The sequence below is a fragment of the Allobosea sp. P4_E12 genome, assembly GCF_056401655.1.
The window spans coordinates 13846-38572 of sequence record NZ_JBFUIY010000011.1; the positions used below are offsets into that span (position 1 = coordinate 13846).

General features: G+C 65.9%; 23 protein-coding genes. 12 read left to right on the forward strand and 11 right to left on the reverse strand.

What is annotated here, in order from left to right:
- Positions 1-90 precede the first annotated feature (90 nt).
- On the forward strand, positions 91-1026 hold the full coding sequence (locus tag AC1DW9_RS15660; protein WP_441506545.1) for an SMP-30/gluconolactonase/LRE family protein: 936 nt from the start codon (positions 91-93) through the stop codon (positions 1024-1026).
- 7 nt (positions 1027-1033) lie between these two features.
- Here the strand turns inward: AC1DW9_RS15660 and AC1DW9_RS15665 are convergent, their stop codons facing one another.
- The 3 genes from AC1DW9_RS15665 to mscL all read right to left on the reverse strand — a co-directional run bounded on the left by AC1DW9_RS15665 (position 1034) and on the right by mscL (position 3949).
- Complete coding sequence (locus tag AC1DW9_RS15665; RefSeq protein WP_441489035.1) at positions 1034-2098, reverse strand: AbrB family transcriptional regulator; 1065 nt, start codon at positions 2096-2098, stop codon at positions 1034-1036.
- Between the two features lie 119 nt (positions 2099-2217).
- Complete coding sequence (locus AC1DW9_RS15670; protein WP_441506544.1) at positions 2218-3408, reverse strand: pyridoxal phosphate-dependent aminotransferase; 1191 nt, start codon at positions 3406-3408, stop codon at positions 2218-2220.
- A gap of 121 nt (positions 3409-3529) precedes the next feature.
- On the reverse strand, positions 3530-3949 hold the full coding sequence (mscL, locus tag AC1DW9_RS15675; RefSeq protein WP_476776313.1) for a large conductance mechanosensitive channel protein MscL: 420 nt from the start codon (positions 3947-3949) through the stop codon (positions 3530-3532).
- A gap of 328 nt (positions 3950-4277) precedes the next feature.
- Between mscL and AC1DW9_RS15680 the strand changes: the two genes are divergently transcribed.
- Positions 4278-7841, forward strand: coding sequence for a hybrid sensor histidine kinase/response regulator (locus AC1DW9_RS15680; protein ID WP_441506557.1), 3564 nt, complete (start codon positions 4278-4280; stop codon positions 7839-7841).
- An 18-nt stretch (positions 7842-7859) separates the two neighbouring features.
- On the opposite strand, the gene AC1DW9_RS15685 is transcribed toward AC1DW9_RS15680, so the two are convergent.
- Positions 7860-8420, reverse strand: a complete 561-nt coding sequence (locus tag AC1DW9_RS15685; protein WP_441506543.1) for a thioesterase family protein — start codon at positions 8418-8420, stop codon at positions 7860-7862.
- Positions 8421-8541: 121 nt separating this feature from the next.
- Between AC1DW9_RS15685 and AC1DW9_RS15690 the strand changes: the two genes are divergently transcribed.
- The 4 genes from AC1DW9_RS15690 to AC1DW9_RS15705 all read left to right on the forward strand — a co-directional run bounded on the left by AC1DW9_RS15690 (position 8542) and on the right by AC1DW9_RS15705 (position 10985).
- Positions 8542-9054: a tyrosine phosphatase family protein gene (locus AC1DW9_RS15690; RefSeq protein ID WP_441489229.1), complete on the forward strand. Its 513-nt coding sequence runs from the start codon at positions 8542-8544 to the stop codon at positions 9052-9054.
- A gap of 34 nt (positions 9055-9088) precedes the next feature.
- Positions 9089-10078 (forward strand): NUDIX hydrolase, encoded by a 990-nt coding sequence (locus tag AC1DW9_RS15695; RefSeq protein WP_441506542.1) that lies wholly within the window; start codon positions 9089-9091, stop codon positions 10076-10078.
- A gap of 123 nt (positions 10079-10201) precedes the next feature.
- Positions 10202-10666, forward strand: a complete 465-nt coding sequence (locus AC1DW9_RS15700) for an Lrp/AsnC family transcriptional regulator (protein WP_441489030.1) — start codon at positions 10202-10204, stop codon at positions 10664-10666.
- A gap of 61 nt (positions 10667-10727) precedes the next feature.
- Positions 10728-10985, forward strand: a complete 258-nt coding sequence (locus tag AC1DW9_RS15705) for an exodeoxyribonuclease VII small subunit (protein WP_441506541.1) — start codon at positions 10728-10730, stop codon at positions 10983-10985.
- Positions 10986-11106: 121 nt separating this feature from the next.
- On the opposite strand, the gene AC1DW9_RS15710 is transcribed toward AC1DW9_RS15705, so the two are convergent.
- On the reverse strand, positions 11107-12003 hold the full coding sequence (locus AC1DW9_RS15710) for a LysR family transcriptional regulator (protein ID WP_441506540.1): 897 nt from the start codon (positions 12001-12003) through the stop codon (positions 11107-11109).
- Between the two features lie 85 nt (positions 12004-12088).
- Here AC1DW9_RS15710 and AC1DW9_RS15715 point away from each other — a divergent pair, with 85 nt between their 5' ends.
- Positions 12089-12724: an NAD(P)H-dependent oxidoreductase gene (locus tag AC1DW9_RS15715; protein ID WP_441506539.1), complete on the forward strand. Its 636-nt coding sequence runs from the start codon at positions 12089-12091 to the stop codon at positions 12722-12724.
- A 77-nt stretch (positions 12725-12801) separates the two neighbouring features.
- On the opposite strand, the gene AC1DW9_RS15720 is transcribed toward AC1DW9_RS15715, so the two are convergent.
- On the reverse strand, positions 12802-13386 hold the full coding sequence (locus AC1DW9_RS15720; protein WP_441506538.1) for a biotin transporter BioY: 585 nt from the start codon (positions 13384-13386) through the stop codon (positions 12802-12804).
- Between the two features lie 109 nt (positions 13387-13495).
- Positions 13496-14164 (reverse strand): GntR family transcriptional regulator, encoded by a 669-nt coding sequence (locus tag AC1DW9_RS15725; RefSeq protein ID WP_441506537.1) that lies wholly within the window; start codon positions 14162-14164, stop codon positions 13496-13498.
- Positions 14165-14287: 123 nt separating this feature from the next.
- Between AC1DW9_RS15725 and AC1DW9_RS15730 the strand changes: the two genes are divergently transcribed.
- On the forward strand, positions 14288-15208 hold the full coding sequence (locus AC1DW9_RS15730; protein ID WP_441506536.1) for a pirin family protein: 921 nt from the start codon (positions 14288-14290) through the stop codon (positions 15206-15208).
- A gap of 126 nt (positions 15209-15334) precedes the next feature.
- Here the strand turns inward: AC1DW9_RS15730 and AC1DW9_RS15735 are convergent, their stop codons facing one another.
- A complete protein-coding gene (locus AC1DW9_RS15735; protein ID WP_441506535.1) occupies positions 15335-16576 on the reverse strand; it encodes an MFS transporter in 1242 nt (413 codons plus the stop codon).
- Positions 16577-16739: 163 nt separating this feature from the next.
- Between AC1DW9_RS15735 and dxs the strand changes: the two genes are divergently transcribed.
- Both dxs and AC1DW9_RS15745 read left to right on the forward strand, forming a co-directional pair.
- Positions 16740-18650, forward strand: coding sequence for a 1-deoxy-D-xylulose-5-phosphate synthase (gene dxs, locus AC1DW9_RS15740; RefSeq protein WP_476776312.1), 1911 nt, complete (start codon positions 16740-16742; stop codon positions 18648-18650).
- 18 nt (positions 18651-18668) lie between these two features.
- Entirely contained in the window at positions 18669-19397 is a 729-nt protein-coding gene (locus AC1DW9_RS15745; protein ID WP_441506533.1) for a TlyA family RNA methyltransferase, read from the forward strand.
- Positions 19398-19442: 45 nt separating this feature from the next.
- Here AC1DW9_RS15745 and AC1DW9_RS15750 read toward each other — a convergent pair whose 3' ends face one another.
- Positions 19443-19943, reverse strand: coding sequence for a hypothetical protein (locus AC1DW9_RS15750; protein WP_441506532.1), 501 nt, complete (start codon positions 19941-19943; stop codon positions 19443-19445).
- A gap of 90 nt (positions 19944-20033) precedes the next feature.
- Here AC1DW9_RS15750 and AC1DW9_RS15755 point away from each other — a divergent pair, with 90 nt between their 5' ends.
- Entirely contained in the window at positions 20034-20771 is a 738-nt protein-coding gene (locus tag AC1DW9_RS15755) for an SOS response-associated peptidase (protein ID WP_441489021.1), read from the forward strand.
- A 41-nt stretch (positions 20772-20812) separates the two neighbouring features.
- Here the strand turns inward: AC1DW9_RS15755 and AC1DW9_RS15760 are convergent, their stop codons facing one another.
- Together AC1DW9_RS15760 and AC1DW9_RS15765 are read right to left on the reverse strand one after the other, a co-directional pair.
- The gene (locus AC1DW9_RS15760) at positions 20813-22219 is read right to left on the reverse strand and encodes an FAD-binding oxidoreductase (protein WP_441506531.1); all 1407 of its coding nucleotides are present in this window, start codon (positions 22217-22219) and stop codon (positions 20813-20815) included.
- A gap of 13 nt (positions 22220-22232) precedes the next feature.
- On the reverse strand, positions 22233-23486 hold the full coding sequence (locus tag AC1DW9_RS15765; protein ID WP_441489019.1) for a class I SAM-dependent RNA methyltransferase: 1254 nt from the start codon (positions 23484-23486) through the stop codon (positions 22233-22235).
- Between the two features lie 192 nt (positions 23487-23678).
- Between AC1DW9_RS15765 and AC1DW9_RS15770 the strand changes: the two genes are divergently transcribed.
- On the forward strand, positions 23679-24725 hold the full coding sequence (locus tag AC1DW9_RS15770; RefSeq protein WP_441506530.1) for a cysteine synthase A: 1047 nt from the start codon (positions 23679-23681) through the stop codon (positions 24723-24725).
- Positions 24726-24727 lie beyond the last annotated feature (2 nt).

The window sequence follows — 24727 nt, forward strand, 5'->3', positions numbered from 1 at the left end:
GCCCGCCCGTCGTAGGGCATCTGCGCGGCGCCGGATTGCCCGGACACGTGGCTTGCTCGATCTTCGACACATCACTGGAGAAACCCGCTCATGTTCGGCTTGATCGAAGGCACCGGCGTCGAGGTTCTGGACCCGCGCTTCCACCGGGTCGTGCCGGGCTCGGCGCGGGTCGAGAGGCTGTGGACCGGAGCCCGCTGGTCCGAGGGCCCAGCCTGGTTTCCAGCCCATCGCAGCCTGGTCTGGTCCGACATCCCGAACAATCGCATGCTGCGCTATGACGAGGTGAACGGCCAGGTCGGCATCTTCCGCCAGCCCGCACGGAACTCGAACGGCAATACCGTGGACCCGCAGGGCCGGCTCGTCACCTGCGAGCATGGCGGGCGGCAGGTGACCCGGACGGAACATGACGGCTCGATTACCGTGCTTGCCGACAACTGGCAGGGCAAGCGGCTGAACTCCCCCAATGACGTCGTGGTGAAATCCGACGGCTCGATCTGGTTCACCGACCCGGATTACGGCATCGGCAGCGACTATGAGGGCGACAAGGCGGATGGCGAGATCGGCCATTGCAACGTCTACCGCATCGATCCGGTCAGCGGCGCGCTCTCGATCGTCGCCGACGACTTCGTCAAGCCGAACGGCCTCGCCTTCTCGCTGGACGAGAGCGAGCTCTATATCGCCGATACGGGGGCGAGCCATGACCCGGATGGGCCGCGCCACATCCGCAAATGCGCCGTGACGGGGGACGGCGCGTCGCTGGGCCGCTCGGAGATCTTCGCAACCTGCTCGGCCGGCCTGTTCGACGGCTTCCGGCTCGATGCCACCGGCCGCATCTGGACCAGCGCGGCGGACGGCGTGCATGTCTATCACCCCGACGGCACCTTGATCGGCAAGGTGCTGATTCCCGAGATCGTCGCCAATGTCTGCTGGGGCGGCGCGAAGCTGAACCGCCTTTTCGTCTGCGGCACGACATCACTCTACTCAGTGATGACCCACGCCAACGGGGCGACCTGGCCGAAGCGCTGAACCGCGCTCAACTCTGCGGCGGCTCCGACTTCATCCGGACCACCAGCAACGGCATGGCGAGGCCGAGCAGCATGAAGCGCGCAAGATGGTGCGCGCCGACATAGAGCGGATCGAGCCCCATGGCGAAGGCAAGCATCGCCATCGCCTCCAGCCCTCCCGGCGCAAAAGCGGCCATTGCGCTGGCATAGGGCACGCCCGCAAGCCAGGCGGCCGGCCAGGCGAAGGCGAAGGCGACCACCATCGAGACGAAGAAGCCGCCAATGGCGAGCGGGAACAGCCCGGCGATTTCGCCGCGCTTGAGGTTGGAGACGCGCCCGCCCATCGCCGCGCCCAGCATGACCATCACCACGGTCGCGATCTCGGGCGGGAGCGTGCCATGGACCACGCCGGTGCCATGCAGCACGGCACTGGCCATGGTTGCGCCCAGGATGAAGGGCGCGGTGACGCCGATGCGCTCGAAGACGAGCCCGGTGACCAGGGCCACACCAAGAACCAGCGCCATATCCGGTGCGCTGGCGACGATCACCGCCGGCATCTGACCGACGCTGCCATCGCTCAAGGCCCGCATCAGACTGGGCAGGATCGCGACCAGGACAAGGATGCGGAAGAGCTGGATCACCGCGATGCGGCCAAGATTGGCACCCTTGGCATGGGCAACGGCGATGACCGCCGACAGCGCGCCAGGCGCGGCGGCCAGCAGGGAATCAATCCAGGACCAGCGCGCGACGTAACGCAGATAGGCGCCGGTGGTGAGCATGATGGCCGCGAGCGCGACGAACAGGACCGCCAGCGAACCGGGATAGCGCGCCGTTGCCGCAAGCGCCTCGGGCGTCGCGGAGGAGCCGATCAGCACCCCCGACATCAGCATGGTCGCATCGAACCAGGGCTTGCGCAGATCGGGCAGGCGCTTGGCGACGCCGACGATCGAGACGATCAGCATCGAACCCGAGAGCCAGGCGGCCGGCACGTCGAACAGCGCGAAAATGGCGCCGCCGAGGGCGGCGCAGGCAATCACGGCCGCTTCACGCGACAATGTCTTGAGCCTGTAGGGGATGTAAGCCGGGCCGGTCATGTCACTCGGAGCAAGCGCCGAGGAGACACGACGCAGGGCCGATCAATGAACGCGGCGCGCAATCCGGTCAAACAAGGAGATGCTATCGCCGCGCAAGGCTGGGCTGCGCCCAGCGGGGCCTATGACGTCAGCGCCCTTTGCAGCCGCGCCACCGCCTCGACGAGGTCAGAGGATTTGCGCGCGAAGCAAAGCCGCAGGCCCGTCTCGCCTCCGGGGCCGAAAGCGGTGCCCGGCGCCAGGCCGACATTGGCCTCATCGACCAGTTCGATCGCCAGCGCGCGCGAATCCTCGCGGCCGTCGACACTGAAGAACTGGTAGAAGGCGCCATCCGGCGCGGTCAGCGAAACCCGGTTCGTCGCCTTCAGGCCTTCGAAGATGATCTTCCGGCCTTCGGTCGCACGCGCGATCTGCTCGGCGACGAAGGGCTCGCCCTCGGTGAGAGCGGCGATCGCGGCGCGCTGGACGAAGACCGGCGACCCCGAGGTCGAATACTGGATCAGGTTCTCGACCACCTGGCCGAAGGCGACCGGCACCTCGATCCAGCCGATGCGCCAACCCGTCATGGCCCAGTTCTTCGAGAAGGTCTGGACGAAGAGGACGCGATCCTCCGCCTCCATCACGTCGTGGAAGGAGGCTGCGCGCGGCGCCCCGCCATAGACGAAGCGGCCATAGATCTCGTCGGCGATGATCCAGATACCGTGCTTGCGAGCCAGGGCAAGCAGCGCGCCCATCTCGTCCTTGGTCGCGGTCCAGCCGGTCGGGTTCGCCGGGGAGTTGATGACGAGCGCGCGCGTCTTCGGCGTGATCGCCGCGGCGAGCTTGTCGAGATCGAGCGTGAAGCGGCCGTGCTCCAGATCCATCGGCACGCAGACGGCCTTGGCTCCCGCCACGCCGATGGCCGCAGCGAAATTGGGCCAGGCCGGCGTCGGAATCAAGAGTTCATCGCCAGGTCCGGCAATCATCCTGACGGCGATCTGAACGGACTGCATGCCCGAGCCCGTGACGAAGAAGCGGTCGGCGGAAAGCGGCTGACCGTAGAGCGCCGTGTGGTAACGCGCGAGCGCCTCGCGCAGCTCCGGAATACCGCGCTGCCAGGTGTAGAAGGTCTCGCCATCAGCCAACGACTTGTTGGCGGCACGGACGATGAAATCGGGCGTCGAGAGATCGCCCTCGCCGACCCAGAGCGGGATCAGGCCAGGCTTCAGCCGGCCGTGATTGACCACCTCGACGATGCCGCTTTCGGGTGCATTACGGGCCTCTGGCCTCAACTCGGCAATCAGGCTGGCGCCCGGCAGCGTGCTCGTCGTCATCGGCTTCGACCTCGCAAGTTCAATGCCTCACCTTTAGCCGAAGCGGCGAGCGGGAGGCATGAAATCGCGAGATCGGGTTGATCGCTCGCGGTGATGAATTGCCCGCGAGCGGTGAGCGAAATCAGGCGTTCTTCTGCTTCAGCAGATCGCGGATTTCGCCGAGCAGCACGACGTCCTGCGGCGGGGCCGGCGGCTCGGCCGGAGCTGCCTTCTGGTCCCGCTTCACCCGGTTGATGCCCTTCACGACCAGGAACAAGGCAACGGCGATGATCAGGAAATTGATGGCTGCAGTGACGAAGCTGCCATAGGCGAACACGGCGCCCTGCTTCCTGGCCTCGGAGAGGATCGGGCTGGTGACCGCGCTATTGAGGCCGAAGAAGTAATTGGAGAAATCGAGACCGCCCAGCGCGCCCAAGATCGGCATGATGATGTCGCTGACGAGAGAGTCGACGATCCTGCCAAAGGCCGCGCCGATGACCACGCCGATGGCGAGGTCCATGACGTTGCCCTTCATTGCAAATTCTTTGAATTCCTTCAGCATTGCCCTGCCCCTTCACCTCGGGATGATCGGCTTCACGCCTACCGGACGGCGTGCACGGATGTCGCAGGCTAATTGAGAGTTGCAGCGGTTAGAAGCCCGTCAGGGCGCCGACCTTTCGTCAGTGCACAGTCTTGGCCGGGGTTGAACGGACGATAGCACGCTGCCGCAGCGCAACGGCTGGGCAATAGCAGCCCGCGCCCAGCGGGAAATCTCCGGTCCAAGGCCTCGCGAGATCAAGAGCTTAGGCAGCGCCTCGGCCGAAAGCCGCATCGCGCTGGGCGCGCACATGCACTACGCTGCGCTGCTGCTGCTCTGGCATGGAGGCAAGATGATCCCGGCCTGGTCCGTAGTTCTGGTCGCGCTCGGCTATCTCTGCGTGCTGTTCGCCATCGCGCACGCTGCCGATACCTTCGGCCGCAAGCTGATGGGCGGGCCGGCGCGCACGACGATCTATGCGCTGGCGCTCGGCGTCTACTGCACCTCCTGGACCTTCTACGGCTCCGTCGGCTTCGCCAATCGCGCCGGCTTCGATTTCCTTGGCATCTATGTCGGGCCGATCCTGGTCATCGGCTTCGGCTATCGCTTCGTCACGCGTATCGTCGAGATCGCCAAGTCGCAGAACATCACCTCGATCGCGGATTTCGTCGGCGCGCGCTACGGCAAGAGCGAGCGGGTGGCCGCGCTCGTCTGTCTCGTCGCCGTGATCGGCGCACTGCCCTACATCGCCTTGCAGCTCAAGGCCGTCGCGAATTCGCTTTCGGTGTTCCTGACCGCAACCGGCGGCCAGGCGCTGACGCCGGATGTCCCGGTCCTCAGCGACCTCGCCTTCCTCGTCGCCATGGTGCTCGCCGGCTTCGCCTGTGCCTTCGGCACACGCCATATCGATGCAACCGAGCACCAGGACGGGCTGGTGCTGGCGATTGCGGCCGAGTCGCTGGTCAAGCTCGTGGCGTTTCTCGCGCTCGGGATCTTCGTCGCCTATGGCCTGTTCGATGGCTTCGGAGACCTCCTCGCCCGGGCGGCGAAGATGCCGTACGGGGCGCCTCCGATCTGGGAGCGGACCTCGAGCTGGCCAACCTTCCTGACGCTGACGCTGCTCTCGTCCTTCGCCGCGCTGCTGCTGGCGCGGCAATTTCACATGACGATCGTCGAGAACCGGGACCCGGGCGACGTCCGCCGCGCCGCCTGGATGTTCCCCCTCTATCTCGTCCTAATCAATCTCTTCGTGCTGCCGCTGGCGGCGGCGGGCGAATTGCTGATGCCGGGAAGCGGCATCGATCGCGACATGACCGTGCTGCTGCTGCCGCTGGAGCGGGGTGCAGGCTGGCTCGCGCTGTTCGTCTTCATCGGCGGGCTCTCCGCCGCGACCGCGATGGTGATCGTCGCCTCGGTGGCGCTCGCCATCATGATCTCGAACCATCTCGTCATGCCGCTGCTGGTGCGCGGCCGTGGCCTGCTGAGCGACCCGGACCGGGCCATCCCGAGATCGCTGCGTTCCGGCCCGACCGGCGGCGACCTCGGTTCGCAGGTCGTGATCATCCGGCGCTTCGCCATCCTCGCCGTGATCCTGATGGGCTACGCCTATTACCGTGCGGCAGGTGAAGCGGCGCTGGTCTCGATCGGGCTCCTGTCCTTTGCGGCAACCGCACAGATCGCGCCGGCATTCTTCGGCGGATTGCTCTGGCGGCGCGGCACCGCGCTCGGCGCCGTCGCAGGCTTGACGGCGGGCACGCTGACCTGGGCCTACACGCTGCTGGTCCCCAGCCTCGCATACCCCACCAGTGTCTGGAGCGAGATCGTGGCCAAGGGGCCGCTGGGCATCACCTCATTGCGGCCGGAAGCCCTGCTCGGCCTCGATCTGCCGGCCCTGCCGCACGGCGTGCTGTGGAGCCTCGGCCTCAACCTTCTCTGTTATGTCGGCTTCTCCCTGCTGCGACCGGCCAATGCCATGGAGCGCCTGCAGGCCAACTCCTTCGTCACCTCCGATCGCGCAACGATGGCCCAGTCCTTTTCGCTCTGGCGGTCCAGCGTCACGGAGGCCGAGCTGCAATCGACCATCGGTCGCTATCTCGGCCAGGAGCGGACGCAGCGCGCATTCGAGGGCTTCTCCATCGGGCGTGGCGAGGTTGCCAGCAGCAGCAATCGCGAGGCCGACATCCACATGCTGCGCTTCGGCGAGCATCTGCTCTCGTCGGCCATCGGCGCGGCATCCTCACGGCTTGTGCTCTCCCTGCTGCTGCGCCGCCGAAACCTGTCGACGGAAGCCGCCTTCAAGCTGCTCGATGATGCTTCGGCGGCCCTGCAGTATAATCGCGATATTCTGCAGCACGGGCTCGACCATGCCGGCCAGGGCATTACCGTGCTCGACCGGGACCTGCGGCTGCTCGCCTGGAACCAGGCCTTCATCGAACTCTATGACCTGCCGCAGTCGCTGGTGCGGTTCGGCACCGGGCTCGACGAGATCGTCCGTTTCAATGCTGCCCGCGGCGCCTATGGCGATGGCGAGCAGGATGAGTTGATGGCCGCGCGGCTCGAGAGCTTTGTCAATGACCGCGAGCCAGTCCGGCTCAAGCTCTTTCCCTCGACCAAGGTCATCGAGATCCGCTCCAATCCGCTTCCCGATGGCGGCCTGGTGACGACCTATACCGACATCACCGAGACCGTCGCCGCGCATGAAGAGCTCGAGCGGACCAATGAAAGTCTCGAGCGACGCGTCGCCGAACGCACCGAGGAAATTCTCCACGTCAACGCCGAGCTTCAGCGCGCCAAGGCCGAAGCCGAGGAGGCGAATGCGTCCAAGACGCGCTTCCTGGCCGCCGCTAGCCACGACCTGCTGCAACCCCTCAATGCCGCGAGGCTCTATGCGACGGCACTGGTCGAGCGTGACCGGATCGCCACCAGCCCCGAACTCGCCGAGAATATCGATGCGTCGCTGGACGCGGTCGAGGAAATCCTGACGGCACTGCTGGAGATCTCGCGTCTCGACGGGGGCGCACTCAAGCCGGAACTGACCAGTTTCAGGCTCGACGAACTGATGCGCCAGCTCCAGCGCGAATTCGAGCCGAGCGCTCAGGAACGGGGGCTGCAGCTGGTGTTTTCGCCCAGCTCCGTCGCGCTGCGCTCGGACCGGCGCCTGCTGCGCCGGCTGCTGCAGAACCTGATATCGAACGCGATCAAATACACGCCGAACGGCAAGGTCCTGGTCGGCTGCCGCCGTCGCGGCAATCAGGTTTCGATCGAAGTGCTCGATACCGGCCTCGGTATTCCTGCCAGCAAGCAGAAGACGGTGTTTCGCGAGTTCCAGCGGCTCGATCAAGGGGCCAAGGTCGCCCGTGGCCTCGGGCTCGGGCTTTCAATCGTCGAACGCATCTCCCGCACGCTCGACCACAAGCTCACCCTGACCTCCACGCCAGGGCGCGGGACGCGGTTCTCGGTGATGGTGCCGCGAACGGCGCCGCTTCCGGCCATGGCGACCAGCAGCACCCCGCCCCCGACGCCTGCGGGGCAATTGGCCGGCCTCAAGCTCCTGGCGATCGACAACGAACCCACGATCCTCGATGGCATGAAGCGCCTGCTCGAAGGATGGGGCTGTGCCGTCGCGACAGCGCCCGGACTGGACGAAGCGCTTGCGCAGGTTCAGGCCCACGGCATGCCGGACGTGATCATCGCCGACTACCATCTCGACCATGGCGACGGGCTGAGCGCGATCGCGGCCTTGCGCGATCGTTCCGCCAGGCGCGTTCCCGCGATCCTGCTGACGGCCGATCGCTCGCCTCAAGTGCGGGAGGCCGCTGCGGCCTTCGACGTGCATATCCTCAACAAGCCGCTGAAGCCCGGAGCACTCCGCGCCCTGCTTGCGCAATGGCGCGCGATGCGTCTCGCCGCTGAATAGCAGGGAGACCTGCCCCACTCAGCGCTCGGCGGCGCCGGCCTGGCGCATCGCCTCCTCCGAGGCGAGAAAGGCCGCGATCTCGGCGCTCTGCGGCGGGCTCTCGGCGCTGATTCCGATATCGGCGAGAATGCGGGTCACCGGCACGTAGCTCCTGGTCGCACGATCGTAGAGGGCAGCTCGCACCAGCGCCACGGCAGCGACGATCTCCGTGCCGTCGCGCCCCCGGCTGAGAATGCGATGCTGCATCACCAGCCAGTTCTCGGTCCAGCACAGGATCCGCGTCTCCAGCGCGAAGGGGCGGAACAGGCGCAATTCACGCCTGAAACGAATCATCCCGGCATTGACCACCGGCACCCAGCCCTCACGCAGCACTGTGCGCCAGAGCCCGGTACGCAGCATCAGGTCGGTCCGCCCGAGATCCATGAGACTCCAGTAGCGGCCATTGTTCATGTGCAGGCTGGTGTCGAGATCGTGAAACCAGACGCGGAACGGCAGGACCGACATGTCGAAAGGTGGCTTCAGCCTGGATCGGAAGAGCGTGGTGACAAGAAGCCAGAGCAGGCGCAGCCAGAGGTTCATGCAGGCTCCTGTGGAGTGTCGCCGTCAGACGGCGCGCCCCGTTCCCGATGTCGCGACGATTGGCCATATCATCGTCACCGACTCGCGCCACTCTTTCGCACGTCCTGCAGCGGAACTCGCCATGCCGACACTCCATGTTTCGTCCCTCGCCCGGCTTCACGAGACGGTCGCATCGGTCGGTGCCAGCCATGTCGTGACCTTGATCAACGTCAACACGGTCGTGGAACGCCCGGCCGGCATTCTGCCCGAGCGGCATCTCTTCATCGGCATGTCGGACATCACGGCGCCGCTGGACGGGCATGTCCTGCCCGACGAGGACCATGTCCAGCGCTTCCTGAGCTTCATCCGCGACTGGGACCGCGCCGCGCCGATCGTGTTTCACTGCTGGGCGGGCATCAGCCGCTCGACCGCGGCGGCCTACATCGCGACCTGCGCCCTGCGGCCCCAGCGTGACGAGGCGGAGATTGCGCTTGCGCTGCGCAGCGCATCTGCCTCGGCCACGCCCAACGCCCGGCTCGTCTCGATCGCAGACCAGATCCTCGGACGCTCCGGTCGCATGACCACCGCAATCGAGAGCATCGGCCGGGGTGCGGACGCGTTCGAAGGCACTCCGTTCCGCATCGATCTCGATTGAGGCGGCGCCGGCCTTGCTGCATCGTGGTGGTGACATGCCCAAAGTCACAGCCCCCGCCATCGAGATCGGCCTCGCGGCAGCGATCGTCGCCTTCACCGGCAACCAGCCGCATATCCTGACGGCGCAGGGTCACGACGGAGACGCCACGCCGGGCCTCCCCTACGGCCCGTTCGACCCACTGGCGCATCGCACCTTCGAGATCGGCCTGCGCTCCTGGGTTGCGGACCAGACCGCGCTGTCGCTCGGCTATGTCGAACAGCTCTACACGTTCGGGGATCGCGGGCGGCAGGCGGAGATCCGCGATACCGGCCCCCATGTCGTCTCGGTCGGTTATCTCGCGCTGACCCGTGCGCCATCCCTGCCTGAGCAGGTCGCATTCCAGCCCTGGTATGGCTTCTTTCCCTGGGAGGACTGGCGCGCCGGCCGCCCGGCGGTCCTCGACTCGACCATCCTGCCGCAGCTCGACGACTGGGCGCAGGACAAGGCGGCCGAACGCGCGGAGCAGGAGCGGCGCGCCCTGTCGCGCCAACAGCGCATCGCAAGTTGCTTCGGGCTCGGTGGCGTGCCCTGGGACGAGGAGAAGACGCTCGAGCGCTACGAACTGCTCTACGATGCCGGGCTCGCCTATGAGGCGCTACGCGACCGGCGCCCCGATGCACTGCCGCGTTCCCCCAGTCCCCTGCTGGGCCGGCCGATGCGCTTCGACCATCGCCGCATCCTTGCGACCGCGATCGGCCGACTGCGCGCCAAGCTCAAATACCGTCCGGTCGTGTTCGAACTGATGCCGGACGCCTTCACCCTGACCGCGCTGCAGAACACGGTCGAGGCGATCTCGGGCCGGCACCTGCACAAGCAGAACTTTCGGCGGCTGGTCGAAAGCGCAGCGCTGGTGGAGCCGACTGGCACGATGACCCGCACTGCCGGGCGCCCCGCCGCGCTCTTCCGCTATCGCCGAGAAGTCATTGCCGAGAGGCCGGCTCCGGGCCTGCGCGTCGGCGGGCGCAACCTCGGAGGAGAGCGGTAGTTTTGTGCGGATGCGAAGGGAGTTGTCGTGCATATCAGCGCGACAGCCGAGAAACTGAGCAGAAAATTGCTTGCTTCTTACGAAATTTGCGACAATGCATCGCCCTCAAGAGGGGCCAAAGCCATGACGATCGAACTCGATTCCCGCGACCGGACCATTCTGCGCATCCTGCAGACCGATGGGCGGATCACCAATTCGGACCTCGCCGAAAGGGTTCACCTCTCCCCGTCCGCCTGTCTGCGCCGCGTCCGGCAATTGGAAGAAAGCGGGCTGATCCGCGGCTATGCGATGATGCTCGACGACAAGATCGCCGGCTTCCCCGGCACGGCCTTCGTCTTCGTTACGCTGGACCAGCAGGGGCGTGCCTCGCTTGAAGGGTTCGAGCAGGCGGTGCAGAATCTGCCCGAAATCCTGGAATGCCATCTGCTGGCTGGCGCGCATGACTATCTGATGCGGGTCATCTATCGCGACAGCGCTGATTTCGAGCGCATCCACACCGACATCATTACCCAGCTGCCGGGCGTCACGCGTGTGCAATCGACGCTGACGCTGCGCACGATCAAGAAGACCTCCGCATTGCCGGTCTGATGCAGGGTTGCAGCGAACAGGGCCAGAGCCGATAAGAGTGGCCCAACGGGAATCGCCGATCTTGACCGACGCCAAAACCAATTCCGATATCGCCGCCCTGCCCTTCGAAGAGGCGCTGAAGCAGCTCGAGAGCATCGTTGCCCGGCTCGAGCGCGGCGACGTGCCACTCGAGGAATCGATCGACATCTACACCAGCGGCGAAGCGCTCAAGGCACGCTGCGACGCCCTGCTGAAGCAGGCCGAGGCCCGTATCGAAAAGATCACGCTCGGCGCCGACGGCAAACCGGCCGGCACGACGCCGCTGGACGTCGACAAGTAAGCCGGCGCGGCCCGCGGGCTAAAGCATCGGCCCGAAAAGTGGATTGCGGTTTTCGGGGCAAAGCCGATGCAAAGACAAAGGGTTAGATCATCGAACTGGATACGATATCCGGTCCGATGATTTAGGCGGAGAGCAGCGCCTCGATCAGCCCCGCCACATGCTGCACTGCCGGATCGCGGTCACTGCGCCTGTGCCAGGCGACATGGAGCGGAAAACCCGGCACCGGAATCGGCGGCTCCCGCACCGCATAGTGCTCGCCGCTATCCCGAGGGAGCGTCCGGCTCGGCAGCAGCGCGATCAGGTTGGAATCGAGCAGCAGCGGCGGAACGATCAGGAAGCTCGGCACGACCATGCCGACATGGCGCTTCCTGCCGAGGACCGAGAGCGCTTCGTCAAGCGCGCCGAAGGTTTCGCCGCGGCCCGAAACCAGAACATGCGGATAGGCGAGCCAGCGATCCAGATCGAAGGCTAGCGCCGCCGGGTGCTCCTTCCGCATCGCCACGACGTAACGCTCGCGCAGCAATTCCTTGCGGGTAAAATCCTTCTCGACGCTGGGGATGACCGAGACGGCAAGATCAGCATGGCCTCGCGCCAGGCCGTCAAGCGCCTCCGGCGCACCGCGCCAGGGCATGAGCGCCAGTGTGATGCCAGGGGCCGTGCGCGCGAGCTCACTATACAAACCTCCGGCCAGCAGGGCGGGCGGCAGCTCCGCCGTCACCACCCGGACAATCTGCTGCAAGGTGGCGAGATCGGGCTGCGGCGGATCGAGCAAGGCTGTCATCTGAGCCAGCAGATCCTTGATCGGCTGCTGGAGCGATTGCGCCCTTGCGGTCAGCCGCATCTGCCCGCCGCCGCGCTCCAGGAGCCTGTCATTGAAGAGATGCCGGCAGCGATCGAGCGCGCTGGATGCTGCCGGCTGGGACAGTCCAACCCGCTCAGCGGCGCGCGAAACATGGGCTTCGTCCAGAAGCGCATCGAGGACGACAAGGAGGTTGAGATCGGTCGATCTTAAATTCATGAAATGGATAATACGATATATCGATCATCCATTGGAGTAATTTTGTTGGCACCCGCATCCTCTGCACATCACAAAGGAGGACGCCGTGCCCAACACCCTGATCCTGTTGTTCCACCCCGATTTCGCCACATCGAATGTCAACCGCGCCCTCTGCGAGGCCGTTGCCGAACTGCCGGGCATCACCGTCGTCGACATGCAGGCACAGTATTCAGATGGCGTGATCGACGTCGATGCGGAGGTCGCACGCCTCCTCGCGGCAGACCGGATCGTCCTGCAATTCCCGGTGCAGTGGTATTCGACACCACCACTGCTCAAAGCCTGGCAGGATGCGGTGCTGACCCGGATGTTCTACCTGGCCTACCAGGACGAAGGGCGCCTGCTCGCCGGCAAGCCGGTCCTGATCGCCGCGACCGCCGGCAATGTTGCGGAGGCCTATACGCCCGCGGGCCAGAACCGCTTTTCGCTTCGCGAGCTTCTCCGCCCCCTGGAAGCGACGGCCCATCGCTGCGGCCTCGCCTGGCAGGAACCCTTTCTGATCTACGAGACCCGCAAGGCCGACACTGAGGCGCTGCAGCTCGCCGGAGAGCACTATGCCGGCCGGATCAGCCGCCTTCCGTGCCCCATCACGGAACCAGCGCGGGAATCGATCCAGCCCCTGCACGCCGCCAATGCCGGCCTCCTGCTGCTGGCCGGAACCAGCCTCGCGAGGACGACAGGTTAGCGACGACCTGCACGGCCTTGGATACGGCAGAGCTGCCGCGCGCCGGAAGCCGGAGCGCGGCACACCCGCCCGCAGGCTTAGCCTGCCTGTTCCGAGCGGCTGGAGGCCTTCAGGATCGCAGCTCCCAAGGCGGATTTCAGGACGGCCCCCACGATGAACGGGACGACGCCAAGGAGCAGCGCGCGCTCGACGCCGATCAGGGTCGCAAGCCATGCTGCGCCGATCACCAGGCAGAGCGCATTGCCGAGCAGCATCGCGGCGAAGGACCGCATGAGCCTGCTCCCGCCCCAGCCGCGCTCGGCAAGCCAGCCGACCATGGCGGCCACGATCGGGAAGGAGAAGAGATAGCCGCCCGTCGGGCCCATGAAATGCGGCAGGCCGGACGCGCCGCCGGCGAGAACCGGCAGCCCGAGCGCCGCCTCGAACAGCCAGGCGAGGACAGTGACGGCGCCAAGACGCCAGCCATAGAATGCGCCGATCAGCGTCACCGCCAGCGTCTGCAGCGTGATCGGCACCGGAACCATCGGCACGCTGATTTGCGAGGCCAGCGCCAGGAGCAGGGTTCCGAACAGCACGGCGCCCGCCTGCACGAGGACAGGGCGGCTGCTCAGGCGCAGCGGACCGCCCGCCAGCTGCGTCGTAGCATAGGTCATTGCGTTCATTGCGATCTCCATCAGTGATCAGATGCATATTATCTATAATTCATGAATCTGATCTATGATGGACTCCACATCGCGGCGAAGAATGCAAGCCCCTCCCGCCATGCACCTGTCATCCGACGATCGAAAAGGCCTCGCGCGTGCCACCGGAGGAGGTGCGAACCGGCTTGGTCCCAATCCACTGGACATGCCGCGCAAGCGTCGCCGCCGCGGCCTCGATTTGTCCTTCGCGCAACGCGGAGAGGATAGCACGGTGGTCGTGATCGGTGCGCGACTCCCATTCCGAACGCCAGGCAGCGAACAGGAACCGGGCGCTGGTCGCATGCAGATCATCGATCGCAGCCAGCAAGCGGGGCATGGCGCAGGGAGCGAGGATCAGCTTGTGAAAGCGCCGATTCGCATCCTCCCACGACCTCACATCCTGCGACTTGTCGCCGGCGCGCGTCGCTTCTTCGGCCTGCTCGAGGATCGCCCGGGTCAGATGTGGCGCGGCATGGCGCAGCGCCAACACCTCCAGCGCCGCCCGCATTTCCGCGACCTCGCGGACCTCCCGCAGATCGAAAGCGGCAACCCGCACGCCCCGGCGCGGCTCGCTGACGGCCAGACCCTGCGCTTCCAGCCTCTGAAAGGCCTCGCGCACCGGCACATGGCTGGCGCCGAACTCGGCCGCGACATGGTCCTGGCGCAAGCGGGCTCCGGGCTCGATCGCTCCGGAGATGATCCGGTCGGCCAGAGCGCGGCTGATCCGGATGGCGAGCGTGTCTTTCTGTTCGCTGGTCATTTTTTATAGATAATTTTGTTGTGATCTCCTGTCGAGCGCTTCGGATTCCCGGCGCATATCGATGCCGCTTGCCCCGTCGCGGCGTTGCGGCCAGACTCACCGTCAGATCCTGGGAGATCCCTCATGTCGCATCAGCCCGCCGATGACCCGATCCTGGGTGATGCCCGCTCCTGCCAGGCGATCGAGCAGGTCATCGTGCCGCGCGCTCATGACCTCGGCGGCTTTTCGGTCAGGCGCGCCCTGCCCTCGATCGGCCGGAAGATGGTCGGACCGTTCATTTTCTTCGACCAGATGGGCCCGGCCGAATTCCTGCTCGGCGAGGGTATCGATGTGCGCCCGCACCCGCATATCGGTCTGGCGACCGTGACCTATCTCTTCGACGGCGAGATCATGCATCGCGACTCGCTCGGCACGGCGCTGCCCATTCGCCCCGGTGCGGTCAACCTGATGACGGCGGGACGCGGCATCGTTCACTCCGAACGCACGGCGCCAGAAGAGCGTCTCAAGGCGCCGAAGCTCTATGGCATCCAGACCTGGCTCGCCTTGCCGAAGAGCCATGAGGAAGTCGCGCCGGAATTCATCCATCACGCCGCGCCCGAACTGCCGCGCATCGTCGAAGGCGGCAAGCGCATCAGCCTGATCATGGGCTCAGCCTACGGCCAGACCTCGCCGGTGAAATTCCCCTGGGATACGCTCTATGCCGAGGCGGTGCTGGCACCCGGCGCCATCCTGCCGCTCGACCCCGATTACGACGAGCGCGCGGTCTATATCGTCTCCGGCAAGATCGACATTGCCGGAGAGGAGTTCGGCGCCGGGCAATTGCTCGTCTTCAAGCCGGGCGACCGCATCTCGATCCTCGCGATCGACCAGAGCCGGCTGATGCTGGTCGGCGGCGAACCGATGGATGGCCCGCGCCATATCTGGTGGAATTTCGTCTCCTCCTCGAAGGAGCGCATCGACCAGGCGAAGGAGGAATGGAAAGCCGGCCGCTTCGACACCGTTCCCGGCGACGAAGCCGAGTTCATTCCCTTGCCGGAGAGCTGAGGGCAGTCCCGCGCAGCTCAGGGCTGCACGCTTGCTGGCCTGAGCCTGCGGGCCGTGCGTGTCCAGATCCGTGGGAAACGATGAACCTGCGGGTCGTCGGACACACAGCCATTCGAAGCCTGCCCATTATCCGGCCTGCAACCCAGACCGCAGCTCGGCCGAAGAGAGTTCGCCCGAAGGAATCGCCCTCAACGCCGGCATGCGGGAGGCCAGGATCGCGGCGACCGAGAGCGCGAAGAGGATGACGGGGAGCCAGATCGCCAGCCCAAGTCCGAGCCACTCGCCAGCAAGCCCTCCCGCAATCGCGCCTAACGGACGCATGCCGTACATCGCTGTCGTCAGCGTGGCACTGACGCGACCGAGCAAAGCCGGCGGCGTCACCGCCTGGCGCAGACTGGTCTGAATGATGCCCCAGAGAATCGGTCCGAAGCCGAAGAGGAAGAAGGCGAGCGCCAGCGCCGCAAGGCCGAGCGTCGCCGGAGCGATGGCCAGCAGCAGCGCGCCCAGGAGCGATGAAGCTGGGCCGAACACGAGAAGCAGCCCGGTTGGCAGGCGCGCGATCAGTGCGGCGCCGAAGAACGCGCCAAGGATCAGGCCGGCACCATAGACCGACGAGGAGAGACCGATCGTCTCCGGGGCGAGCAGCAGAATGCGCGCGGCATAGGGTGCGAACAGCGCCATGAAGGCGAAGAAGGCAAGGTTCCAGGCGATGGCGCAGAGCGCGATCGGCCTGAGATAGGGATGTTGCAGGACGAAGGCCCCGCCTTCCGCAATGGCCCGGTGCAACGGCTGGCGTGCGGCTGCCACCGGCCGCTCAGACGGCAGGCGCATGGCAAGCGCCAGGACCACGATTCCACATAGGGCACACAGCGCCAGCCCGAGCGCGCCGATGCCTCTTGCGACAGCCCAGCCGGCGAGCAGCGGCGCGGCCAGGCTCAGCACCGCACGGCCGAGTTCCATCCGACCATTGGCACGCGGCAGATCCCTAACCGCCACCATGCGCGGCAAGAGCACGAAAATGGACAATGCGATGACAACCGGGCCGGTCGCGGCAATGAAGGCCGAGAGTGCCAACGCCCAGTTCGTATGCCCTGAGATGAGCAGCGCCGCGCCGATCAGCGAGCCCGACAGCAACAACCCGCCTCCGGCGAGAATCAGTGAGCGGGGCGCAACCCGGTCCGCCCACACCCCCGCAGGCAGCGAGACGACGAGCCATGCCGCCGACTGAGCCGCGACAAGCAGGCCGACAAGCCGACTGCTGGCGCCAGCCTCCGTCGCTGCGAGCGTGATAGTGTCGAGCGCCAGCTTGTCGGCGAACTGCGCGACGATGCCGGCCAGGAGCAGGCCGAGGGGAAGGTGCGACGACATGGCGGGTTTCCGTCTTTGCGAGGTTGCCGCCAGCGTCCCACGCCTAGGACATCAGCCCCACCCGTTTCCTGTCTTCCGGCGCTGTGACGACCCGCCGGTTTGCCAGCGCCGCTCGCAGGCTTTATTCGAAGTCGATCACCTCGAAGGAACGTGTCGCTCAACCGTGCCCCGCCCTGCCACTCCACTTCTCGATCAAGTGTCCGATCCCGCCGCATTGCGTCGCCTGGACGATGTCCAGTTGCGTCAGCTCGCCGACGAACTTCGCGCCGAGACCATCGATGCGGTCTCGGTCACCGGCGGCCATCTCGGCGCTGGCCTCGGCGTGGTCGAGCTGACCGTCGCCCTGCACCACGTCTTCGACACCCCGGATGACCGCCTGATCTGGGATGTCGGCCATCAGGCCTATCCGCACAAGATCCTGACCGGCCGGCGCGACCGCATCCGGACCTTGCGCCAACCCGGAGGCCTCTCCGGCTTCACCAGGCGCAGCGAGAGCGAGTACGACCCCTTCGGCGCCGCTCATTCCTCGACCTCGATCTCGGCCGGGCTCGGCATGGCGGTCGCGCGCGATCTCGCCGGCAAGCCCAACAATGTCATCGCGGTGATCGGCGATGGAGCGATGTCGGCGGGCATGGCCTATGAGGCGATGAACAATGCCGGAGCGCTCGGCTCCAGGCTGATCGTCATTCTGAACGACAACGACATGTCGATCGCGCCGCCGGTGGGCGCGATGTCAGCCTATCTCGCGCGGCTGGTCTCTGGACGCACCTATCGCTCGCTCCGCGAGGTGGCAAAATATCTGGCGGAGAAACTGCCCCGCTTCTTCCACGAGAAGGCCAGGCGCACCGAGGAGTTCGCGCGCGGCTTCTGGACCGGTGGAACGCTGTTCGAGGAGCTCGGCTTCTATTATGTCGGGCCGATCGACGGTCACAATCTCGACCACCTGCTTCCGGTGCTGCGCAATGTCCGCGATGCGCAGAGCGGGCCGATCCTCGTCCATGTCGTGACGCAGAAGGGCAAGGGCTATGCCCCTGCCGAGGCGAGCGCCGACAAGCACCACGCCGTGGTGAAGTTCGATCCCGTCACCGGGCAACAGGCCAAGGCTCCTGCGAATGCTCCGAGCTATACCAAGGTCTTCGCCAATGCGCTGATCAAGGCGGCGCGCGAGGACGAGAAGATCGTTGCCGTCACCGCCGCCATGCCCTCGGGCACCGGTCTCGATGCATTCGGCAAGGAATTTCCCGGCCGGACCTTCGATGTCGGCATTGCCGAGCAGCATGCGGTGACCTTTGCCGCCGGCCTGGCAAGCGAGGGCTACAAGCCGTTCTGCGCGATCTACTCGACCTTCCTGCAGCGCGCCTATGATCAGGTCGTGCATGATGTCGCCATCCAGAAGCTACCGGTGCGCTTCGCGCTCGACCGGGCCGGCCTTGTTGGCGCTGATGGCGCGACCCATGCCGGGGCCTTCGATGTGGCCTATCTCGCCTGCCTGCCCGACATGGTGGTGATGGCCGCAGCCGACGAGGCGGACTTGACCCATATGGTTGCGACCGCCGCCGCCTATGATTCCGGGCCGATCGCCTTCCGCTATCCGCGCGGCGAAGGCGTCGGCGTGGAGATGCCGCAAACCGGCATTCCGCTCGAGATCGGCAAGGGCCGGATCGTCCGCGAAGGGTCACGCGTGGCCATTCTGTCGCTGGGCACACGGCTTGCGGAGAGCCTTGCGGCCGCCGAGTTGCTCGCTCAGCGCGGGCTCTCGACCACGGTCGCCGATGCGCGCTTCGCCAAGCCGCTGGACGAGGCGCTGATCCTGCGGCTCGCCCGCGAGCACGAGATCCTGATCACCGTCGAGGAAGGCTCGGTTGGCGGCTTCGGCAGCCATGTCCTTCACCTGCTGGCGAGAACCGGAATGCTCGACGGCGGGTTGAAGGTGCGAACACTGACATTGCCCGATCTCTATCAGGACCAGGACAAGCCGGATGTGATGTACGCGCTGGCCGGGCTCGACGCCGCAGGCATCGTGCGCAGCGTCGAGCAGGCGCTGGGCACGCCGGACGCCGTGCGCCGCGCCTGAGCGCGGGCGGCTGAAATCATGAAGAGCCGGGCGGACCAGCTTCTCGTCGAGCGCGGCTTCTTCGAGAGCCGCGCACGGGCACAGGCGGCGATTGCTGCGGGCCTCGTCTCGGCGGGCGGCGTCACCGTGCGAAAAGCCTCGGACATGATCGCGCGCGATGCCGAGATCCTGGCCGAGGCACCGCATCCCTATGTTTCGCGTGGCGGCCTCAAGCTGGCGGCCGCGCTCGATGCCTTCGGCTTCGATCCGGCCGGGCTGACCTGTGTCGATGTCGGCGCCTCCACCGGTGGCTTCACCGACGTCCTGCTCCGGCGGGGCGCGAGCCACGTGTTCGCCGTCGATGTCGGGCGGGACCAGCTTCATCCCAGCCTAAGGAACCTTGCGCGCGTCACCAGCCTCGAGGCGCGCGATATCCGCGCACTGGCTGCGGAAGAATTTGCGCCGGCTCCGGCGCTCGCCGTGATCGATGTCAGCTTCATCTCGCTGAGGCTCGTCCTGCCGACCGTTGCCGGCCTGCTGACGCCCGAGGCCCGGATCGCGGCGCTGATCAAGCCGCAATTTGAAGCCGGACGAGCGGCGCTCAAGAAGGGCGTGGTGCGCGATGAAGCCGTGCACGCCCAAGTCTGCGCGGAGATTTCGACGCTGTTCGCGGAACTGGGCTTCGCGGTCAGCGGTCCGATCCCCTCACCGATCGAGGGCGGCGACGGCAATCGCGAGTTTCTGATCGGGGGCTACCGGCCAGGTTAGATCAAACCGCAATCCACTTTTCGGGCCGATGCTTAGGACGCTAACTCAGTTCGCGAACAGGGCGTCGATATTGCTCTGCAGTGAGCGGACATCGAAGTCGTCGGTGTCGATCTGGCCGTTGACGTTGATGAAGAGCGTGGTGTGACCGATCAGACTGCGCAACGCTCCAGCTGCGACCTCGACGACTGCCGCGACATCCTCGCCTTCATCCAGATCCCCGAGCAGCGCGGTCGCCGCAGCGATCAACTGGCTCATGGTGCGGCAGAGTTCTTCGAAAGCCTCGATCTGACGAGCGTCGAGCTGGTCGTAGGCAGCAAGCGCCTCAGGTGCGCAGCGCAGCCGCGAGGTCTGGAAATGCTCGCGATAGCCAACGGCCCGCCAGCTTCGGAGTTCCTCGATGATGCCGCGATCCACCGGCACCATTTCGATCAGCATCAGCGCTTCGCCATAGCGATTGAGATAGTCGGTCGAGAGCGGGGGCTTCCCGGTCGGACCCAGCCGTTCATCCGCGTCAACGGCCAGCGCTCTCATCGCGGGGGCGGTCATCCTCAGGCCTCTGAATTGGCGGGACTATGCTCGACCAAACCCGAATAAAGTGTTGATCCGAGCGGTAAGGCTTGGCACATCCAGCGCGACATGTGTGGTCGCTACGCCATTACCCTTCCGCCTCAGGCGATGCGCGAACACTTCGCCTATCCCGAGCAGCCCAATTTTCCGCCGCGCTACAACATCGCGCCGACGCAGCCCGTGCCTGTCATCCGCAATCATGAAGGCGGACGACAGTTCCTGCTGATGCGCTGGGGCTTCATTCCCGGCTGGGTCAAGGACACCAGGGACTTTCCGCTGGTGATCAATATCCGCAGCGAGAGTGCACGCGAGAAGCCATCCTTTCGCGCTGCTTTCAGCCGCAGGCGCTGCCTGATGCCGGTCGACGGCTTCTATGAATGGCATCGGCTCGACAAGGAGAGCCGCCCCTATCTGTTCCGAAAGCCGGATCACGGCCTCTTTGCCTTCGCCGCCCTGTGGGAGACCTGGCATTCGCAGGACGGCTCCGAGATCGACACGGTTGCGATGGTCACGGGTCCGGCCAACGGCCTGATGTCAGCCTTCCACCACCGCTGCCCCGTCATCCTCGCACCTGCGGATCACGCAGCCTGGCTCGATGCCAGCGCGCGCGACGACGATGTCGCAACGCTGCTGAAGCCTCCGGCGGAGGATTTGCTGGAAGCGGTCCGGATCGGGACCGCGGTGAACCGGGTCAGCAATGACGGGCCTGAAGTCCAGGCCCCCTATGACGCGGCAACGGAAAACCGGGCACCGCCCGCAAAGCCGCGCCGGCCGGTGGAGCCACCGGCGCAGGGGAGCCTGTTCTGAGCAGCGTGCCCGTCTGCAGCCAAGCCTGACGGGCTGTCGTCCTACAGCACGGCGCCGGGGTTCAGGATGCCCTGCGGGTCGAGCGTCGCCTTCAATGTCTTCATCAGCGCGAGTTCGACCGGATCCTTCACGCTCGGGAGCAAGTAGCGCTTGAGCCGGCCAATGCCGTGCTCGGCCGAGATCGAGCCATGCATCTCGGTGACGATGGCATGGACGGCGCGATTGATCTCATTCCAGCGCGCCAGGAAGGCCTCCTTGTCGGCCCCGACCGGCTGGCTGACATTGAAATGGATATTGCCGTCGCCAAGATGACCGAAGGGCACCGCGCGGCAGCCGGGGATCATCGCCTCGACCGTCGCAATGGCGCGAGCCAGGAAATCCGGCGTTGCGTGCAACGGCACGGAAATGTCGTGCTTGATCGAGCCGCCCTCGAAACGCTGCACCTCCGACAGCATCTCGCGCAGCTTCCAGAAATCCTTGCGCTGTTCCAGCGAGCCGGCCAGCGCGGCATCGGTGATCAGGCCGTTTTCCAGTGCCTCGCCCAGGAAGGATTCGACAGCCTCATTGAGACCGACCGCGCTTTGAGCCGAAACCTCCATCAGCACGTACCAGGGCGACGGCTCCGAAAGCGGGTCACGGGTGCCGGCCGCATGGCGCAGCACGAATTCAAGCCCGATGCGCGGCATGAGTTCGAAGGTCGTCAATGTGCCGCCCGCACCGGCCTTGGCGGCGTTGAGCAAGGCCAGCGCCTCCGCCGGCCCCGGCAGCGCAAGGAAGGCCGTGGCGCGCGCCGCGGGAAGCGGGAAGAGCTTGAGCACCGCAGCGGTGATGACGCCGAGCGTTCCTTCGGCTCCGATGAAGAGGTTCTTCAGGTCGTAGCCGGTATTGTCCTTGCGGAGTTGCCTGAGCCCGTTCCAGATGCGGCCGTCAGCCAGCACAACCTCGAGCCCCATGCAGAGCTCACGAGCATTGCCATAAGCGATCACGGCGGTGCCACCGGCATTGGTCGAGAGATTGCCGCCAATGGTGCAAGTGCCCTCCGAGGCGAGCGAGAGCGGGAAGAGCCGTCCGGCCGCTTCAGCCGCCTCCTGCGCACGCTGGAGCGTAACCCCGGCCTCGACGATCATGGTGTCGCCTTCGGCATCGACGGCACGAACCTTGTCGAGCCGCTGCAGCGAGAGAATGATCTCACGCCCGTCGGCAACCGGGATCTGCCCCCCGACAAGCCCGGTATTCCCGCCCTGCGGCACCAGCGTCGTCCCGGTCTCGGCTGCAAGCCTGACGATCGCCGCGACCTCCTCGGTCGAGCCCGGCCGCACGACTGCCGTCGCCTGGCCGCGAAACAGATCCCGCCATTCCTTGAGATAGGGCAGCATCGCATCAGGCTCGGCGATGATGTTGCGCGCGCCGACGATGCCGGCCATCCGGTCCAGAACTTGAGCGCTCATAGGGTCTCCGGGGTCACTTCTTGCCTGAGCGCCGAAACCGGGCGACCAGCTCTATGTGAGCGGAATACCGGAACTGGTCGACCGGCGTGACACCGTCCAGCGCATATCCGCCCGCGACCAGAAGCGCCGCGTCGCGTGCGAAGCTCCCGGCATCGCAGGAGACATAGACGACGGTCGCGACCTTGGACGCGGCCAGCCGCTTCACCTGCGCCTCCGCGCCTGCGCGAGGCGGATCGAGCACCACCGCATCGAAGCCGTTCAGCTCGGACTCAAGCAGAGGCCGGCGAAAGAGATCGCGTTGCTCGCCCGTGACGGCCTTCAGCCCTTGCGTTGCGCTCGCGGCCCTGAGCAAAGCCTGCACGGCTGCCTTGTCGCTCTCCAGCGCATGAACCTGCGCCTTCTCCGCCAGCCGGAAGGTGAAAGGTCCGCATCCCGCGAAAAGATCCGCCACGCGCTTCACCTTCGGCAGCGCATCGACGACGAGCGCAGCGAGACGCTCCTCGCCTTCCGCCGTCGCCTGGAGAAAACCGCCGGGGCCGGGCGCAACATAGGCTCGCCCCATGGCCTGCAAAGGCGGGCGGCGCTCGACGATGACATCGCCATGCATGGCGAGCCGGGCGAGATCGAGCCGTTCGGCCACCTCAGTCAGGGTGAGGCGCAGCTTGCCTCCGGCAGGGCCGTGGCCGCGAATATCGACATCGAGCCCGGCCTCGGAGGTCGTAACCTGAAGGTCAAGCGGCTTGTTCGAGCCCCCCAGCCGGTTGGCGAGCAGCTGCGCGACGGCAGGAGCGCGCGCAAGGCCGGGAGCCAGAACCGGACAGGCCTCGACGGCAATGAGGTCATGACTGCGGGCCATCATGAAGCCGACCATCATGCCCGCGCCTTCGCGCCGGGCGTGGAAGGTCACACGGCGCCGACCCACTCCATGCGCATCGACCACCGCCGCTACCGGCGCATCGATCCCGACACGGGCGAGCGCGGTCACGATCTGCTGCCGCTTCCAGTCCTGATAGAGTGCCGGAGGCATATGCTGCGCCGCGCAGCCGCCGCAGCGGGTAAAGAGCGGGCAGATCGCCGCCACCCGCGATTCAGCGGGCGCCAGGATCTCGACGAGTTGCGCGCGGTCGCCATCGCGAACGACCCGCACCGTCTCCCCGGGCAGGGTATAGGGCACGAAGACCGCCCCTTGGGACGTCTCGGCAATGCCGTCGCCGCGCTGGCCGAGATGCGCGATCGTGAGGGTTTCGTTCATGGCGAGAATGGACATGCGGATTTACGTTTGTGACCTTCGGTTTAGGTTCGCCTATCAGGTTGAACCGAAAGAGGGAAATTCGGTCGCCCAATCCACGCAATTCGAAAAATTCTTCCCGTGAAACGAGAAGAAAATTCTCTATCTTGACGTGCAGCGCCGCTCCGGCCCGACCGGAGACGCGTCTCGGCCCGAGGAGCGATTTCCATCATGACGATCCGCAACGGTGTCATCGAAGCCATCGGCAATACGCCCCTGATCAAGCTCAAGCGTGCCTCGGAGATGACCGGTTGCACGATCCTGGGGAAGGCCGAGTTCATGAACCCGGGGCAATCCGTCAAGGACCGCGCCGCCCTCGCGATCATACGCGATGCCGAGGCGCGCGGCCTCCTGAAACCCGGCGGCGTGATCGTCGAAGGCACGGCCGGCAATACCGGCATCGGGCTTGCCCTCGTCGGCAATGCACTTGGGTATCGCTCGGTGATCGTGATCCCCGAGACGCAGTCGCAGGAAAAGAAGGACATGCTGCGGCTTGCCGGCGCGACGCTGGTCGAGGTGCCTGCGGTCGGCTACGCCAATCCCAATAATTACGTGAAGGTCTCGGGCCGTCTCGCCGAGGAACTGGCGAAGAGTGAGCCGAACGGCGCGATCTGGGCCAACCAGTTCGACAACATCGCCAATCGGCAGGGGCATATCGAGACGACCGGGCCGGAGATCTGGCGACAGACCGACGGTAAGGTCGACGGCTTCATCTGCGCGGTCGGCACCGGCGGCACGCTTGCCGGCGCCGCGATCGCGCTGAAGGGTTTCAACCCAAAGATCCGCATCGGCCTTGCCGATCCGATGGGGGCGGCCCTGCATTCCTGGTTCACGACCGGCGAATTGAAGGCGGAAGGCTCCTCGATCACAGAGGGCATCGGTCAGGGCCGGATCACCCGGAATATCGAGGGCGCTCCGATCGACGTCTCCTTCCAGATCCCTGACGAGGAGGCGATCCCGCTCGTCTTCGAACTGCTGGAGCATGAAGGGCTTTGCCTCGGCGGTTCTTCCGGCATCAATGTCGCCGGCGCGATCAGGCTGGCAAAGGAGATGGGTCCGGGCCACACCATCGTGACCATCCTCGCCGATTACGGCACACGCTATCAGTCAAAGCTGTTCAATCCGGAATTCCTGCGCTCGAAGGGCCTGCCCGTTCCTGGCTGGCTGACGCGCGGCAGCGAGGGCCTGAAGGACGTGATGGCCCGCGTGCTGGCGTGACA

What these genes read in the sequence shown, in the direction of transcription:
- AC1DW9_RS15750 (WP_441506532.1), bottom strand. Translation starts at nt 19,943, where the DNA reads ATGACCGCCCCCGCGATGAGAGCGCTGGCCGTTGACGCGGATGAACGG.
- AC1DW9_RS15660 (WP_441506545.1), top strand. Translation starts at nt 91, where the DNA reads ATGTTCGGCTTGATCGAAGGCACCGGCGTCGAGGTTCTGGACCCGCGC.
- AC1DW9_RS15710 (WP_441506540.1), bottom strand. Translation starts at nt 12,003, where the DNA reads ATGAATTTAAGATCGACCGATCTCAACCTCCTTGTCGTCCTCGATGCG.
- AC1DW9_RS15725 (WP_441506537.1), bottom strand. Translation starts at nt 14,164, where the DNA reads ATGACCAGCGAACAGAAAGACACGCTCGCCATCCGGATCAGCCGCGCT.
- AC1DW9_RS15745 (WP_441506533.1), top strand. Translation starts at nt 18,669, where the DNA reads ATGAAGAGCCGGGCGGACCAGCTTCTCGTCGAGCGCGGCTTCTTCGAG.
- AC1DW9_RS15670 (WP_441506544.1), bottom strand. Translation starts at nt 3,408, where the DNA reads ATGACGACGAGCACGCTGCCGGGCGCCAGCCTGATTGCCGAGTTGAGG.
- AC1DW9_RS15690 (WP_441489229.1), top strand. Translation starts at nt 8,542, where the DNA reads ATGCCGACACTCCATGTTTCGTCCCTCGCCCGGCTTCACGAGACGGTC.
- AC1DW9_RS15765 (WP_441489019.1), bottom strand. Translation starts at nt 23,486, where the DNA reads ATGTCCATTCTCGCCATGAACGAAACCCTCACGATCGCGCATCTCGGC.
- mscL (WP_476776313.1), bottom strand. Translation starts at nt 3,949, where the DNA reads ATGCTGAAGGAATTCAAAGAATTTGCAATGAAGGGCAACGTCATGGAC.
- AC1DW9_RS15685 (WP_441506543.1), bottom strand. Translation starts at nt 8,420, where the DNA reads ATGAACCTCTGGCTGCGCCTGCTCTGGCTTCTTGTCACCACGCTCTTC.
- AC1DW9_RS15755 (WP_441489021.1), top strand. Translation starts at nt 20,034, where the DNA reads ATGTGTGGTCGCTACGCCATTACCCTTCCGCCTCAGGCGATGCGCGAA.
- AC1DW9_RS15665 (WP_441489035.1), bottom strand. Translation starts at nt 2,098, where the DNA reads ATGACCGGCCCGGCTTACATCCCCTACAGGCTCAAGACATTGTCGCGT.
- AC1DW9_RS15730 (WP_441506536.1), top strand. Translation starts at nt 14,288, where the DNA reads ATGTCGCATCAGCCCGCCGATGACCCGATCCTGGGTGATGCCCGCTCC.
- AC1DW9_RS15760 (WP_441506531.1), bottom strand. Translation starts at nt 22,219, where the DNA reads ATGAGCGCTCAAGTTCTGGACCGGATGGCCGGCATCGTCGGCGCGCGC.
- AC1DW9_RS15695 (WP_441506542.1), top strand. Translation starts at nt 9,089, where the DNA reads ATGCCCAAAGTCACAGCCCCCGCCATCGAGATCGGCCTCGCGGCAGCG.
- AC1DW9_RS15770 (WP_441506530.1), top strand. Translation starts at nt 23,679, where the DNA reads ATGACGATCCGCAACGGTGTCATCGAAGCCATCGGCAATACGCCCCTG.
- AC1DW9_RS15735 (WP_441506535.1), bottom strand. Translation starts at nt 16,576, where the DNA reads ATGTCGTCGCACCTTCCCCTCGGCCTGCTCCTGGCCGGCATCGTCGCG.
- AC1DW9_RS15680 (WP_441506557.1), top strand. Translation starts at nt 4,278, where the DNA reads ATGATCCCGGCCTGGTCCGTAGTTCTGGTCGCGCTCGGCTATCTCTGC.
- AC1DW9_RS15700 (WP_441489030.1), top strand. Translation starts at nt 10,202, where the DNA reads ATGACGATCGAACTCGATTCCCGCGACCGGACCATTCTGCGCATCCTG.
- AC1DW9_RS15720 (WP_441506538.1), bottom strand. Translation starts at nt 13,386, where the DNA reads ATGAACGCAATGACCTATGCTACGACGCAGCTGGCGGGCGGTCCGCTG.